Genomic DNA, 15,509 nt, shown 5'->3' on the forward strand with positions numbered 1-15,509 from the left:
TCACTCGCCCGAGCGGATGGCCTTGACCTCGTGCACCCGCACGATGTTCGTGCCGGTCGCGCTGCCGGCCCGATACGAGAACACCGACGGCGATCCCTCGCCCTGGAGCGTCGACGTCGTATCCGTCGCGGACACCTGCCACGCCGCCGGCTCGGGCTGGCCGTCGGCCCACACCTTGGCGCGGATGGTCGTCGACGGTGAACCCGACGTCTCCGTCGACAGGTGGAACATCGTCCCGGCACTCCAGGTCAGACCGGGGACCGCCGCGCTGGCGATCGCCGTCCCGTTGCGCTGGATCACCACCCAGACCGCCCCATCGGCGCGATGCCAGGCCAGGGCTCGGAACCCGCTGTCGCCGGCGCGACGAGAACCCGCACCGACGTACGCCGTGCCGGACTCCGGACCGGCCGAGAGCGTGTAGGACATCGTCGTGGCGGAATCCCGCACCGATGCATCGTCCAGCAGCATCTCGCGCGTCTGCCCTGCGGCGAGGTCGATCACCCCGGCACCCTCTGCCACGGAGAGCGCGGTCGACTTGCCCTGCATCGGCGTCCACAGACCACCGACATCAGCGGTGCCCCAGCCGGAATCGACCGCACGATCGAACCCGTCCGATGCCACGACGACATCGGCGACGACGGGGGCCGTGACCACGACCTGCTTCTCGCTCGATGCCGACAGTCCACGACTGTCCGTCACCGTCACGCGCACCGTGTAGGTCCCCGCTGCAGCGTATTCGTGCGTCGCGGTCGCGCCCGTGGCCGTCGAACCGTCGCCGAAGTCCCAGGCGAAAGCACTGATCGATGCTCCGCCGTCCGCGGACGAGCCCGACGCGTCGACCGCCACGCTCAGATCGGTCGACTGCGCCGTGAATGCCGCCGTCGGAGCCTTCATGCCCTTCCCCAGCTGGAAGTGCGACCGCACCTGATCCGCGTTCAACGCGAACGGGTACACCGCGGCCTCGTCCAGCGCACCCTTGAAGTAGTTCGACGAGGGAGCCGACGGCCAGCCCGCGAGGGCATCGCCGCCGATGCGGAGGTAGGCGGAGTCGGTCCTGGACGTCGTCACCGCGGGATCCGAGGCGACGAGCTCACCGTCGACGTAGAGTTTCATCCCCTCCGCGTTCTGCGAGACGACCGCGTGATGCCACGTTCCGTCGTTCAGCGCCTTGTCCCCTGCCACCGTGGCGCGCGTCTGACCGGCGAAGACGCCGAAGGTCAGAGTGCCGCTGTTCGTCATGTAGAGCTGTCGGTCGACGGTCGCGGAGCTTCCCGTCTTGGCGGCTCCGGAGCCGATGAGCATGCCGCCGGTCTTCGTGGTCGTCTGGAACCAGATCTCCGAGGAGAAATCCTTCGACACCGCCGCCTTGGCGTCGGACGACACCCGGCCGGTCGTGGTGCCGTTGAAGGCGGTCGACCCCGTGCCGCTGTTCTTGATGCCGGCCGACGAGACCGTGGCGCCCGACCCGTTCACCGGGGTGTTAGCGCCCGCCCAATCCTTCGAGATGTTTCCCATCGGGTAGTACAGCGAGGGACCGTCCGCGAGGACCTTGGCCGTGTATGCCGAGACGGTCCCCGCGTTCGCCTTCGCGTTCACGCTCGCACTGGTCGCGGTGTTCCCGGCGGCGTCCTTCGCGACCACGGTGTAGCTCTGCGTCGCGCCCGGCGTCGCCGTCGGGTCATCGAGCGTGACCGTCGCGCGCTTCCACCAGGTGCCGTCCGCAGTCGTGCTCGCCACAGGTTCAGCGGTTCCGGCTCGGTACAGCTCGTAGGTGAGGGTCAGGTCATCCCGATCCCAGTTCGTCTGGATCGTCACGCGAGCGCGCCCGGGGACGGGCGATGTGCCCGCCGTGGGCTTCCAGTCCGCAGCGGCGACACGGGGACCGTCCTTGGCGCCGCCAGGCGGGTTCGTGGAGAACCGGACCAGTCCCTCGAACTGACCGCCGTTGACGGATCGGAACTCGCCGCCGATCGAGATCATGTCGCCCGCGCCGGTGATGGACAGGCCCGCCTGGCCGAGTCCGGTGGTGGTGCCCACCGACCAGTCCGGTGCCCACTGGTAGGGCGACGGCGCAGGGGTTCCCGCCCAGTTGGCGTACCCCGAGTAGGTGTTCGCGGAGAGGGTGCCGCGCGCATCGGCCGTGTACGCCTCGGCGTACTGGTAGACCGCCGGGTTCTTCTGCGGCTGCAGGCCCATCGTGTTGCAGGAGTGCATGTGGCTCGTCGTGTAGACGACCTTGCCGGTCGAGTACACGCCGTAGTGATCGCCGTGGCAATCCGCGATCCAGCGCACCGCTCCTGTTCCCGCCTCTGCGGCGAACGTGCCCTCGAGGTTGCCCCCGCCGGCCCAGCTCCACCCGGTGCCGTAGACAGAGTTCGCGTCGGTGGCGAGGGCGAAGATACCGGAGTTGCTGCTGCTCCCGCTGTTCTTCACGACCTGGGAGATGCCCCAGGAGGTGTCCGCTGCACCGGTGGATTTGTCCACAGCGGCCGAGCCACGGAGACTGCTGCCGTTGACCGTCGAGAAGCGACCTCCGACGATGACGTTCGTGCCGGCCGGATCCATCACCAGGGCATCGACCTGGCGGTCGGCCTGGGGAGCCCAGCTCAGCAGCGCACCGTTCTTCTGGTCGAAGGCGGCGAGGTTCTTCCGGGCGACGCCGTTGGCCTGAGTGAACAGACCCCCGAGGTAGATGTTCGATCCGTCGGTGGTGATCGCGTACACGCCACTGCCACCGATCGACGGCGCGAACTGCGGGACCAGCTCGCCGGTCTTCGCATCGAGCGCCGCGAAGTTCCACCGGTCCTTGCCGTTCACACTGTTGAAGGATCCGCCGATGTAGATGCGCGTGCCGTCGGGCGATGCCGCGACGGCCTTGATCACGCCGTTGACCTTCGGGGCGAACGACGACAGCGCGCCGGAGACGATGTCGTACGCCAGCACATTCGAGCGTGCGGTGAGGGCCGTGCCGGGCGCGGCCTTCGGCTCACGCGCGTTGTCGAACTTGCCGACCGCGTACACGGTGGTGCCGATCGTGGTCTGCGCCCACACGTATCCGTTGTCGATCTGGACGGTCGGAATCGGATCCGACGTCACCACGTTCTCATCGCGCTGCAGCTGCGGAGGCGTCGTCGGCGGCACGTCGGCTGCAGCAGCCGCCGTCGCTCCCACACCGGACAGACCCGCGATCAGCAGGCCGGCCGTCAGAATTGATGCGACGGCACCGCGTGCCCGTCGCCCGAAACTCGTGTTCCCCACCGTGACTCCCCAGTCGATGCCGTTCCGAACGCGCAGGCGTCATCCCCCGCGCACTCGACGACATCGAGACGGCGAATGGATCGCCGCAACGCGGTGGTGTGAACTCCCCAGTTCGAAACTCCCCAGTCCGACCCGAGATCGGGGTCGGTCGCGAACGCCAGAAAGCGTCGCCGTTCCACGCTAGCACATCGTCTTCTCGGCCCTCGTCGTGGTCGGCGACGTGGTCGGCCCTATGGTCGGCGACGTGGTCGGCATCGACGGAGTCAGCTCCGGGGCACCGACGCCATCGCCGTCGCTCCCCGACCGACCAGGCGTTCGAGCGGTCCGCGGCCGAAGAACATCGACCAGAGCGTGGTCAGCAGGAGCAGAGCGATCGCAGTCGCGGCCCAGAACGTGTTGCTGGTGAAGAACGACCCCGGTCCACCGACCAGCATGATCGAGAGCACATGCGCGCTGTATGCCGAGAGCGGCATGGAACCGAGCGCACCCAGCGGGAGCAGCGCCCAGCGCAGAGGTGTGCTCAGCAGCAGGCACAGGGCGATGACGACGAGGGCGAACCCGCCGGACCCGAGGATCTCGGCCGTACCTCCGCTGTGCGGATCGACGGCGAAGACCGCCGTGAGCACGGCACGGAGCGGGTCGGTCTCGGCGACCGCCTGCGGGTAGGCCTCCCACCCGGTGGGAGCCGTGCCCATGTCGACGAAGCCGGGGTCGATGATCGAACTGCCCGACGAGATCTCCGTCCCCGAAGAGCCGTTCCCGATGCCACCGGTGAGGCCCGCAGCATGTCCGATGCCGCCCAGGCCGTACCCGACCACCACGAGCGCGAATCCGACGCCGAGCGCGACCGCCGCGGTGCGCATCCGCTCGACGCGCAGGCGTCCGAGGGCCATGCCAGCCAGCACCAGTGACATCCAGACCGTGATGGGGTACGTGCCGTACAGCACGAACCCGATGCCGGAACCGTAGGGGTTCAGCATCACCGCGTTCAGGAACGCGAGCAGCGCCGGACCGAGGAGTGCGAGCACCGCCGCCCCCGTCAGCAGCTGCCAGGGCCTCCAGCGCAGGAACGGGATGACCGCGACGTAGAGCAGACCGTAGAGCGTGAGGATCACTGCGATCGGGGTGTTCAACATCTCGAGGGCCAGGCCGATCACGAAGATCACCGCGCCGCGGCCGATGAGGTTCAGGCGGATGCCGGGGATGCGCTCACGTTCGGGCAGCGCGCTGCGTCCCGTCATGAGGGCGATCGAGATGCCCGCGAGCACCGCGAACAGGATCGACGAGCGTCCATGCACCAGGTCGGTCCACGTCGACGGGTCGAACCAGTCGAACGGCTCGGTCTCGCCGATGTGCGCTCCGGCCATGCCGAGGATCGCCAGTCCTCGGGCGACGTCGAGCCCGAGGATGCGCGGAGGTCGTCCGAACTCGTGGAACCACCGGACGGGGGCGAGAGCAGTGATCACCCCCCTGATCGTAGAGGCCGGCATCGGTGCGTGGATGACCGATCCCGGCATACGATGGAGGGCTATGTCTTCCCCCGTGATCTCCTTTCCCCCGGAGCTGCCGGTCAGTGCCGCCAGGGCTGAGATCGCCGACGCCATCCGCGACCACCAGGTCGTGATCGTCGCCGGTGCGACCGGATCGGGAAAGACCACCCAGCTGCCGAAGATCGCCCTGGAACTCGGTCGGGAGCGCATCGCCCACACGCAACCGCGACGCCTCGCCGCCCGCACGATCGCTGAGCGCGTCGCCGAAGAGCTCCACGTCGAGCTGGGCACGCTCGTCGGATACAAGGTGCGGTTCACCGACAAGGTGTCGGACGCCACGCGCATCGCCTTGATGACCGACGGCATCCTGCTCAACGAGATCCACCGCGACCGGTTGCTCACCCGCTACGACACGATCATCATCGACGAGGCGCACGAGCGCTCCCTCAATGTCGACTTCCTGCTCGGCTACCTGTCCCGCATCCTCCCGGAGCGACCCGACCTCAAGGTGATCATCACCTCGGCGACGATCGATCCGGAGAGCTTCGCCACGCACTTCGCCGCACCGGACGGCACCCCGGCACCGATCATCGAGGTCTCCGGCCGCACCTATCCGGTGGAGATCCGCTACCGCGGGCCGGTCGAGGATGCAGACGAAGAGGATGCGCCGCCCGAGCCGGAGGACGAGGTCTCGGCGATCGTCGCGGCCCTGCGCGAGCTCGACCGGGAAGCACCGGGCGATGTGCTCGTCTTCCTCCCCGGCGAGGCCGAGATCCGCGATGCCGCCGATGCCGTGCGCGGCGCCTACGCGAGCGACCGCGCCCCCACCGAGGTGCTGCCGCTGTTCGGACGGCTCTCCGCCGCCGACCAGCATCGGGTGTTCGAGCGCAGCCGGGTGGCCGGCGTGCGCCGCCGGGTGATCCTCGCCACGAACGTCGCCGAGACCAGCCTCACGGTGCCCGGCATCAAGTACGTGATCGACACCGGCACCGCGCGTATCTCCCGGTACAGCAACCGGTCCAAGGTGCAGCGCCTGCCGATCGAGGCCGTCTCCCAGGCCTCGGCCAATCAGCGTTCCGGCCGTGCGGGCCGCACCAGCGACGGCATCGCGATCCGTCTCTACTCGGAAGAGGACTACGACAAGCGACCGGAGTACACCGAGCCCGAGATCCTGCGCACCTCGCTGGCCTCGGTCATCCTGCAGATGCTGTCGCTCGGATTCGGCGACATCACCGCGTTCCCCTTCCTCACCCCGCCCGACTCGCGGGGCGTGAAGGCCGCGTTCGACCTGCTCACCGAGCTCGGCGCCGTCGAGGCATCGCGCCGCGACGGTACCCCGCACCTCACCCGCACGGGTCGCGACATCTCCCGCATGCCGATCGATCCGCGGTTCGCACGCATGCTGATCGAAGCAGGGAAGGCGGACTCCGGCGGCACCGTGACGCGTGACGTGCTCGCGATCGTCTCGGGCATGACCATCCAGGACGTGCGGGAGCGGCCGGAGGAGCGCCGGGACGAAGCCGACCGGATGCACGCGCGTTTCGTCGACCCGACCAGTGACTTCCTCACCCTGCTGAACCTCTGGAACCACCTGCGCGAGCAGCAGCGCGAGCTCGGCTCGAGCGCGTTCCGCCGCCTGTGCCGTTCCGAGCACCTCAACTACGTGCGAGTGCGCGAGTGGTTCGACGTGCATCGCCAGCTGCGCACGCTCGTGAAGACGCCCGACCGCCCCCGCGACGACCGGAGAGCGGGCGACGACGGCGGCACCAGCGATCCTGATGCCATCCACCGCGCACTGCTGTCGGGCCTGCTCTCGCAGATCGGCATCCTCGACGAGCGCACCGCCCCCGCAGGCAAGGCGCACTCCCCTGCGAAGGAACCGAAAGGCCGTCGCATCGCCGAGTACCGCGGGGCGCGCGGCATCCGCTTCTCGATCTTCCCCGGCTCCGGTCTGCGCAAGAAGAGTCCGCGGGCGGTGATCGCCGCCGAGATCGTCGAGACCTCCCGCACGTTCGCCCGCACGGTCGCCGCGATCGACCCCGCCTGGGCCGAGCCCCTCGCCGGCGACCTCGCCAAGCGTCAGGTCACCGAGCCGCACTGGTCGAAGGATGCCGGTGCTGCGGTCGCCTTCGAGAAGGTGACCCTGTTCGGCCTCGAGATCATCCCGCGTCGGCGCGTGCAGTTCGCCCGCATCGACCGCGCTGCCTCACGCGAGCTGTTCGTGCGGCACGCTCTCGTCGAGGGCGAGTGGGATCCGACACGGCTCGACAAGCGGGTGAGCGCGTTCTGGCGCAGCAACGCCGAACTGCGCAAGCGCCTCGAGAAGCTCGAGGAGCGCGAGCGTCGCCGCGACATCCTCGCCGGCGACGAGGCCGTGTTCCGCTTCTACGACGAGCGCATCCCCGCCGAGGTGTTCGACGTGCGGTCGTTCGAGAGCTGGTGGCGAGAGGCCATGGCGACGACGCCGAAGCTGCTCGTGATGCGCGAGAGCGACCTGATCGACGACGAGGAGCGTGCGGATCAGCGCGAGTTCCCGACCCGGTGGACCCAGGGCGACCAGGTGCTCGGCCTCGCGTATCGGTTCGAGCCGGGGGCCGACGACGACGGCGTGAGCGTGGTCGTGCCGCTGCCGCTCCTCGCGCAGATCGAGGACCGCGGCTTCGACTGGCAGGTTCCCGGCCTGCGTGCCGAGCTGGTGACGGGCCTGCTGCGCGCCCTCCCCAAGGCGATCCGTCGCCACGTGGTCCCCGCCGCCGACTGGGCCGAGAAGTTCGGTGCCGAGCTCGTCGAGGAGGGGCCGGAGTCGCACGGCGGCCTGCCTCCGCGCACGCTCAAGGAGGCGCTCGCCCGCCGCATCCAGCCGCTCGCGAACCAGCTGGTCTCCGCCGCCGACTTCGACGACGAGCGCGTGCCCCCGCACCTGCGCATGAACTTCCGCGCCGTCGACGAACGCGGCAGGATCGTCGGCTCCGGACGCGACCTGCGGGCGCTGCAGACCCAGCTCTCGGACCGCGCCCGCAGCAGCGTCGCCCGCTCGATCGCAGCTCCTCCCCGCTCCGGGGGGACGGGAGCGAGACGCGGCGCCGAACGCGGGGGGATCGAACGCATCGCCTCGGCACCGATCGAGCAGACCGGCCTCACGGCGTGGACGTTCGGCGAACTGCCCGAGGTGCTCGACACCCGCGTCGCCGGCGGGGTCGTGCGCGGGTACCCGGCCATCGTCGACCAGGGCAAGAGCGTATCGGTGCGCGTCGAATCGACCCCGGATGCCGCGGCGGCCGCCACCCGCGACGGCGTGCTGCGTCTCGTACTGCTGGGTGTGCCGTCGCCCTCCTCGTACGTGCAGGAGCACCTGACCAGCCAGGAGAAGCTCGCACTCGCCGCCTCGCCCTATCCGTCGGCCGCCGCCCTCATCGAGGACGCGCGTGCGGCGGTCGCCCGCAACGTCATCGAAGGCATCGTGCCGGATGGCATCGTGCGCGACGAGGCGGGCTTCGCCCGCGTGCGCGACGCGGTCTCCGCCGTCCTCGTCGATGAGCTGTTCGCCTGCGTCTCCCTGGTCGCACGCATCCTCACGAAGTCACGCGACGTGGAGCGCGGCATCAAGTCGCAGAACTCGCTCGCCCTGCTCGGCCCGCTGAACGACATCCGCACCCAGCTGAGCGGACTGCTGCATCCGGGGTTCGTCTCCACCGCCGGTGCCGACCGCCTCACGCACTTCCCCCGGTACCTGGAGGGGATGCTCGACCGGTTGAAGACCCTGTCCAGCGAGCCCGGCAAGGACCGCGCGCGCATGACCGAGTACGAGCGGATGGCGAAGGCCTTCGAAGACGCCGGTGGCACGATCCCGCTCTCGGCCGACGCGTCTCCCGCGCTCGTCGAGGTGCGCTGGCTGCTGGAGGAGTACCGCGTGAGCGTGTTCGCGCAGCGTCTGGGCACCGCACAGCCGGTGTCGCCGCAGCGCATCATGAAGGTGCTGTCCGGGCGCTGATCCGCGACTGCCCGTGTCGGCGCGGGTAGCCTGAATGCATGGCTCGCGCGATCGTGTACACCGAAATCGGCTCCCCCGCTGTCCTCCATCTGATCGAGATCCCCGACCCCGTCGCGGCACGCGGCGAGGTGGTCGTGCGGATCGAAGCCGCAGGGGCGAACCCGATCGACGCGAAGCTGCGTGGCGGCAAGCGCCCGTCGCCTCCGATCACCGAACCGCGTCCCGTCGGCTTCGACGGCGCAGGTGTCATCGAGGCGCTCGGCGACGGCGTCGACGACTTCGCGGTCGGCGACCGGGTGGCGATCCGCGATGGACACGGCACCTACGCGTCGGCGCTCGCCGTCCCGGCCGAGAACCTCGCGAAGCTCCCCGACTCGGTCACCACCGCAGAGGGCGCCGGCATCGGGATCCCCGCTGGAACCGCCTACCAGGCGCTGCGCTCGCTCGGGGTGGCCGAGGGCGACGTGCTGCTCGTGCACGGCGGCTCCGGAGCCGTCGGACAGGCAGCCGTGCAGTTCGCCGTCGCCTGGGGCGCGACCGTGATCGCGACCGGGAGCCCCGCCCGCCACGACCAGCTGCGCGAGCTGGGGGCGATCCCGGTGGCATACGGCGACGGCCTGCTCGACCGGGTCCGCGAGGCGGCTCCCTCCGCCGTCACAGTGGCACTCGACTGCGCGGGAACCGACGAGGCGATCGAGACCTCGCTCGCGCTGGTGTCCGACCGCGACCGCATCGCGACGATCGTGCGGGGGCCGGATGCCGCATCCTTCGGCATCCGTGCCTTCTCCGGTGGATCGCCGGTGCCGCTGACCGACCAGGAACTCGCCTGGCGTGCCGAGGCCCTCGCCGAGACGATCGCCCTCCTGGACACCGGCGACTTCACGATCGAGCTCGGACCGCAGCTGCCGCTCGCCGAAGCGGCGCAGGCCCATGAGCTCATGGAATCCGGCGCCGCCTCGGGCAAGATCATCCTGCTCCCGTAGTCGCAGGGCTCCGGGTCAGGCCGGAGCCACCGGCCGTCCGATCGACAGCATCAGCCGGTTCGCCCAGTTGAAGAACGCGGCACCGTGGATCACGTCGGCGACCTCCAGATCGTCGAGCCCTGCCGCGCGCAGCCGCCCGATCTCCTCCTCGCCGAATGCGCTGGGGGTATCGGTGAGCGCGACGGATGCCGCGACGATCGCGTTCCACCGCTCGCCCAGGTCGGCATCGACGCCCTCGTCGAGCAGCAGGTCGACGTCGTCGACGCGCTTGCTGTGGTGTGCGGCGAACCGCGAGTGCACCGAGGCGCAGAACACGCAGCCGTTGCGGCGGGATGCCGCCGTGGCCGCCAGCTCGCGGTCGGCACGCGGGAGCCCCTCGGCCGCGTTGTAGAAGATGTCCTTGTCGACGAGGGTCCGCGCCCTGAGCACCTCGGGGTCGCGGGCGAGCAGTCGGAAGTAGTCGTTCTTCGCCCGTGAGGCGTCGACGAGACCGTCGTAGTGCCGCGCGGTCAGCTCGTCTTCCGCGAGGGGGTCCAGGTGCGGGACCCAGCCGACCTCCCCGCGGGTGAAGGCGTGCGGGTGCGGGGCGTCGTCGTGCCGGAGCACGGTCTGTTCGATGGTCATGCGGCTTCCTCTTCCTCGGAGACGGCGGTATCGGGAGCGGCCGCCAGCCCCGCGGCCCCGAGCACGCGGAGTCCGGTGACGACACGCTGCTGGAAGGCGAGGAACGACACCAGCTGCGACAGCGTCACGATCCCGTCGGTCGACCACCCGGCGTCGAGCAGCCGCCCGAGGTCGGCTCCCGAGGCCTCGCGGGGCCGGAACACGAGCAGGTGCGTGTGTGCGAGGGCGGCGGCGAGGCGCTCACCGATGACCGCGGTGACCGCGTCGGAGGGCACGTACCGCTCCCCCTCCGTGTTCTCCTCCTGCAGCCCCAGCTCGGTGTACGCGCCGAAGGGTCCGCTGACGGCCGCGCCGGCGGCCTCGGTGAGCACGACGCTCGCGGTCTCCGGATCCGCGTCCTGTGCGCGGTCGGCATAGAACACCGCGGTCGCGTCATCCGCTCCGGCGAGCCCCGTCGCGAAGGCGGCGACGAGCTCGCGCTCCGCCTGCGAGACGTGTTCGACCGTGACCGGTCGGAAGAGTGCGTCGAAGCTCGCCTGCAACTGCTCTCGGGTGACCGGCCGACGACGGCGCAGCGCATCCAGCTCCGGCGTCACCTCCACGATGCGGTCCACGATGTCGTCGGTCATGCGTTCTCCTTGATGGTGAGGGTGTCTGGGGCGGAAGGGCTGAGTGCGTAGCCGAGGGCCGGCGCGACCTCATCGGCGAAGAGGGCGATGGATCGCAGCACGTGCTCGTGCGGGGCGTCGACCGAGTGCACCTGGAAGGCCACCTCGGTCGCGCGGGCGAGGGTGGTGTCGGCGGCGAGCGACTCCGCCACCTCCTCGGGCGTGCCCAGGTGCGTGTCGAGAGCGGCGATCAACTCGTCGATGCTGTCTCCGGGGATGGTCTGCCCCTGTCGGCGGAAGCCCTCCGCCGCCCGGCGCAGCCCGACCTCGGCGAACCGCAGTGCATCGGCGCGGTCGTCCGCGACGAACACCGTCCGCGACGCGGTGATCCTCGGCTCCACCCCGGCCGGAAGCGCCTCGAGGTACGCGTCGATGATCGGATCCTGCAGTTCGGAGAGCGGTGCGTGCAGCCGGTCGGCGCGGCGAGGCTGCGTGCGCGAGAGCAGCAGTCCGTGCCCGTGCACCCCGGCGCGGTGCCCACCGGGCGCCGAGAAGGTGGCCTGCCAGATGCGGTCGGCGAGATCTCCGGCATCCGGGTAGAGCGTGTTGCCCGCCCCGATGTCGCGACCCGCCAGCCCGTCGAGCAGCGTGCGCAGCTTGCGGTCGTAGGTCGGTGCCTTGTCGCGCACGTCCTCCCCGAAGGGCACGAACGACGACGGTGTCCCCCCGCTGCCGAGTCCCAGATCCACGCGCCCCCCGGAGAGCAGATCAGCGACCACGGCATCTTCGGCCACCCGCACCGGATCCTCCAGCGGCAGGGTGATGACCCCGGTTCCGAGCCGGATGCCGCGGGTCACGGCGGCCACGTGGGCGAGGAACACCAGAGGGGACGGCAGCCCGCCCTCGGCCGCGTGGAAGTGGTGTTGGGCGACCCAGGCCCTCCCGATCCCGTGCCGCTCGGCCTGCTGGATCTGCGCGGTCGCGAGCGCATACCTTTCGACAGGTGCAGAGTCGTCGAGCAGGCGGGTGAAGAAGGCGACGGTGGGTGCGGTGGTCATACGACGGTCTCCGTTCGTCCGGGGACAGCGGCGAGCAGCTCCCGGGTGTAGTCGTGCTGCGGGTCGCGGAAGAGTTCCTCCGTCTGCCCTTCCTCGACGATCCGGCCACGACGCATCACCGAGACCGTGTGGCTGATCCTGCGCACCACCGCGAGGTCGTGCGAGATGAACAGGTACGTGAGCCCGAGCTCGGACTGCAGCGAGGTGAGCAGCTCGAGGATGCGCGCCTGCACGGTCACGTCCAGTGCCGACACCGCCTCGTCGAGCACCACGACCTCCGGATCGATCGCGAGCGCCCTGGCGATCGCGACGCGCTGTCGCTGGCCACCCGAGAGCTCGCGCGGAGTGCGCCTCGCGACGTCGGCCGGGAGCGAGACCCGGTCGAGGAGGGCCAGCGCCCGCTCTCGGCGCTCGGCGCTCGATCCGACGCGGAAGTTCTGCAGCGGCTCCGCCACGATGTCGATGATGTGCTGACGAGGATCCAACGAGGCGAACGGGTTCTGGTAGACGAGTTGCACGCGTCGGCGCAGCGCGCGCAGCTGTTCGCGCTTCGCGTGGGTCACGTCTTCGCCGTCGACCTCGATCGTGCCGGCGTCGGGCTGATGGAAGCGCGTGACCAGCCGCGCCGTGGTCGTCTTGCCTGACCCGGACTCCCCGACGAGAGCGTGAGTGGTGCCCCGACGCACACGGAACGAGACGTCGTCGACCGCGCGGAAGCGCTCGCGCCCCGCGACGCGGAACTCCTTCACGAGCCCCTCGGCCGCGATCGCATAGGGGTTCTCCGCGGCGACGGCCGCCGCGTCCCGCAGGAACGGCGGCGCCTCCGGGCGGCGGAATCCGGTCGTGAATGCAGGAGCATCGGCGAGCAGCTGCCGCGTGTACGGGTCGGACGGCGCAGCGAGCACCGCTGCGCTCGGGCCCTGCTCCACGATCCGGCCGTCTTTGAGCACGACCAGCCTTTCCGCGCGATCGGCGGCCACACCGAGGTCGTGGGTCACGAGCAGGATGCTGGTGCCCTCCTCACGTTGCAGCTCGTCGAGCAGGTCGAGCACCTTGCGCTGCACCGTGGCATCGAGGGCGCTGGTCGGTTCGTCCGCGATCAGCAGGCGCGGCTGCAGGGCGATCGCGGTCGCGATCAGCACGCGCTGCCGCATACCGCCGGAGAGCTCGTGCGGGTACTGGCGCGCCCGCAGGTCCGGATCGTCGATGCCGACGCGGTCGAGCAGCTCGATCGCACGCGCGCGACGCGAACGCCGGTCCCGGTGTCCGTGCAGGCGCAGGATCTCCTCGACCTGCGCGCCGATCGGACGCACCGGATCGAGCGAGGTCGTGGGGTCCTGCGGCACGAGGCCGATCTCCGCGCCGCGGATGCCCCGCAGCGCGCGATCGGTCCATCCGGAGATGTCGAGGTCTCCGAGTGCCACGGTCCCGCCATCGACCTTCCCGCCGGCCGGAAGCAGACCGAGGAGCGCATGAGCGGTCGTGGACTTGCCCGATCCCGACTCGCCGACGAGCGCGAGGGTCTCGCCCTCCTCGATCTCGAACGAGATGCCGTGCACGACTTCGCGACCCCCGTAGGAGATCCGCAGATCCGTCGCAGCCAGAACGCTCATCGCGTCCCCCTTCCGATGCGGTGGCTGATGCGGTTGGCGCTGAGCACGACCGCGACGACGACGAGACCGGGAAGTGCCGTGAGCCACCAGGCGGTCCCCACGTAGTTGCGTCCTTCGGCGATCAGCAGCCCCCATTCCGGGGTGGGCGGCGGGGCGCCGTAGCCGAGGAAGCCGAGAGTCGAGATCGCCAGGATCGCGGTGCCGAACTGCAGCGCAGCGAGCGCCACGATGGGTGTGAGCGAATTGGGCAGCACATGCCGACGCAGCACCGCGAAGAAGGTGGCGCCGCTGCCGAAGGCCGCCTCGACGTACTCGGTGCGCCGCACGCGGGCGACCTCGGCGCGCATCAGCCGGGCGAAGGCGGCGACGCTGCCGAGACCGACCGCGATGGCGGCATTGACGGTGCCGAATCCGAGCAGGATGATGACCGACAGCGACAGCAGGAGCCCGGGGATCGCGAGGAGCACGTCGACGACGCGCATGAGCACGTCATCGACCACACCGCCCACGGCCCCGGCGATCGCGCCCAGCACCGTGCCGAGCGCGAGGCCGACCGTGACCGCGATCAGCGCGCCGGAGAGCGAATGCACCGCGCCATGGACGACGCGTCCGAACAGGTCGCGTCCGAGGGTGTCGGTTCCGAACCAGTGGGCGGCGCTCGGCGGCAGCAGCTTGTCGGCCGGTACGCCGGTGAGCGGGTCGCCGGGGGCGAACACCCCGGGGATGACTGCCCAGAGCACGGCGAGCGCCACGACGGCGAGCGCCAGATACAGGCCCCAGGCGCGGCCGCGCAGACGACCACGCCGCCGAGGTGCCGGCGCTTGCTCCTGAGGGATCGGTGCCGGCACGGCTCCGGGCTCGACGCTCGTCTCGGCGATCACGGGAGCGGTCATGCAGACACCTCCTGAGGTGCGGGCTTCGAGGCGGCGAACGCGGCGGATGGGCGGGAGCGCGTGAGCGTCCGCTGGCGCGGGTCGATGAGCGGGGTGACGAGGTCGACCGCGAAGCTGATGACCACGAAACCGAGAGCCGAGAGCAGCACGACGCCCTGCAGCACCGGGATGTCCTGGTTCGCGACGGCCTGCTCCGTGAGCCTGCCCACTCCCGTGCGACCGAACACGGTCTCGGTCACGACCGCTCCCCCGACGAGCTCGCCGAACAGCACGCCGGCGATGGTCAACGTCGGCACCGCGGCGTTGCGGGCGACCGAACGCGTGAGCACCCAGAGCGGCGGCGCGCCCTTCGCGCGCACCATCGTGACGAACGGCTGCGCCTGCACCTGATCGATCGCCCGGACCAGCACCTGCGCCAAGGGCGCCGAGATCGGCACCGCGAGGGTCAGCACGGGGAGGATGAGCCCGCTCGCCGGGTCGGCCCCGACGATCGGCACCCAGCCGAGTCCGAAAGAGAACACCTGGATGAGCAGGATGCCCAGCCAGAACACCGGCACGGCGACGAAGAGTCCGGGGATCTGGCGCAGACCATCACGCAGCCAGGCGAACGGCGCGAGGGACGAGAGCCCCGCGATCAGGACCGCCAGCAGCAGCGCGACGAGGAGTCCGAGCGACGCGAGCAGCAGTGTCGCCGGCAGCGCCTCGGCGAGCATCGCCAACACCGGCGTGCCGAACTGCGTCGAGAATCCGAAGTCCTCGGCGAGGAAGCCGAGCCCTGCGTGCACGTACTGCTGCCACCAGGGCAGGTCGGCACCGTACGTGGCGCGGATGCTGTCGAGCTGATCCGGCGACAGCCCGAGGCTGGGGTCGGAGAACTTGATCAGGATCGCATCGCCCGGCAACAGCTGCAGCAGGAAGAAGGTGGCCGTGAAGGCCGCGATCAGAACGATCGCGGCCTGCCCGGCTCGTCGGAGGACGAAATTCATCGACG

Annotated in this window: 10 protein-coding genes; 2 read left to right on the top strand and 8 right to left on the bottom strand. The window is 70.3% G+C overall.

Annotated features, from left to right (window positions below):
• Together MicroSTF_RS06470 and MicroSTF_RS06475 are read right to left on the bottom strand one after the other, a co-directional pair.
• Entirely contained in the window at nucleotides 1–3,258 is a 3,258-nt protein-coding gene (locus MicroSTF_RS06470; protein WP_322954323.1) for a LamG-like jellyroll fold domain-containing protein, read from the bottom strand.
• Nucleotides 3,259–3,521: 263 nt separating this feature from the next.
• Nucleotides 3,522–4,724 carry a heparan-alpha-glucosaminide N-acetyltransferase domain-containing protein gene (locus tag MicroSTF_RS06475; RefSeq protein WP_322954325.1) on the bottom strand — a complete coding sequence of 401 codons (1,203 nt, stop codon included), beginning with the start codon at nucleotides 4,722–4,724 and terminating at the stop codon, nucleotides 3,522–3,524.
• 64 nt (nucleotides 4,725–4,788) lie between these two features.
• On the opposite strand from MicroSTF_RS06475, the gene hrpA reads away from it, so the two are divergent.
• Together hrpA and MicroSTF_RS06485 are read left to right on the top strand one after the other, a co-directional pair.
• Complete coding sequence (hrpA, locus tag MicroSTF_RS06480) at nucleotides 4,789–8,739, top strand: ATP-dependent RNA helicase HrpA (protein WP_322954327.1); 3,951 nt, start codon at nucleotides 4,789–4,791, stop codon at nucleotides 8,737–8,739.
• 38 nt (nucleotides 8,740–8,777) lie between these two features.
• A complete protein-coding gene (locus tag MicroSTF_RS06485) occupies nucleotides 8,778–9,722 on the top strand; it encodes an NADP-dependent oxidoreductase (RefSeq protein WP_322954329.1) in 945 nt (314 codons plus the stop codon).
• A gap of 15 nt (nucleotides 9,723–9,737) precedes the next feature.
• On the opposite strand, the gene MicroSTF_RS06490 is transcribed toward MicroSTF_RS06485, so the two are convergent.
• From MicroSTF_RS06490 to MicroSTF_RS06515, 6 genes are read right to left on the bottom strand one after another with little or no spacing between them, the layout of a single operon-like run.
• Nucleotides 9,738–10,346 carry an alkylhydroperoxidase domain protein gene (locus tag MicroSTF_RS06490; protein ID WP_322954332.1) on the bottom strand — a complete coding sequence of 203 codons (609 nt, stop codon included), beginning with the start codon at nucleotides 10,344–10,346 and terminating at the stop codon, nucleotides 9,738–9,740.
• Nucleotides 10,343–10,975 (bottom strand): CMD domain protein, encoded by a 633-nt coding sequence (locus tag MicroSTF_RS06495; protein ID WP_322954334.1) that lies wholly within the window; start codon nucleotides 10,973–10,975, stop codon nucleotides 10,343–10,345. The genes MicroSTF_RS06490 and MicroSTF_RS06495 overlap by 4 nt, the downstream gene beginning before the upstream one ends.
• Complete coding sequence (locus tag MicroSTF_RS06500; protein ID WP_322954336.1) at nucleotides 10,972–12,012, bottom strand: putative FMN-dependent luciferase-like monooxygenase; 1,041 nt, start codon at nucleotides 12,010–12,012, stop codon at nucleotides 10,972–10,974. The genes MicroSTF_RS06495 and MicroSTF_RS06500 overlap by 4 nt, the downstream gene beginning before the upstream one ends.
• Nucleotides 12,009–13,625: an ABC transporter ATP-binding protein gene (locus tag MicroSTF_RS06505; protein ID WP_322954338.1), complete on the bottom strand. Its 1,617-nt coding sequence runs from the start codon at nucleotides 13,623–13,625 to the stop codon at nucleotides 12,009–12,011. Before MicroSTF_RS06505 ends, MicroSTF_RS06500 begins: the two co-directional genes overlap by 4 nt.
• On the bottom strand, nucleotides 13,622–14,518 hold the full coding sequence (locus tag MicroSTF_RS06510) for an ABC transporter permease (RefSeq protein WP_167256070.1): 897 nt from the start codon (nucleotides 14,516–14,518) through the stop codon (nucleotides 13,622–13,624). The genes MicroSTF_RS06505 and MicroSTF_RS06510 overlap by 4 nt, the downstream gene beginning before the upstream one ends.
• The gene (locus tag MicroSTF_RS06515) at nucleotides 14,515–15,504 is read right to left on the bottom strand and encodes an ABC transporter permease (protein WP_322954341.1); all 990 of its coding nucleotides are present in this window, start codon (nucleotides 15,502–15,504) and stop codon (nucleotides 14,515–14,517) included. Before MicroSTF_RS06515 ends, MicroSTF_RS06510 begins: the two co-directional genes overlap by 4 nt.
• Nucleotides 15,505–15,509: the final 5 nt, after the last annotated feature.

Source organism: Microbacterium sp. STF-2, from assembly GCF_034650155.1.
Lineage (GTDB): Bacteria > Actinomycetota > Actinomycetes > Actinomycetales > Microbacteriaceae > Microbacterium > Microbacterium maritypicum_A.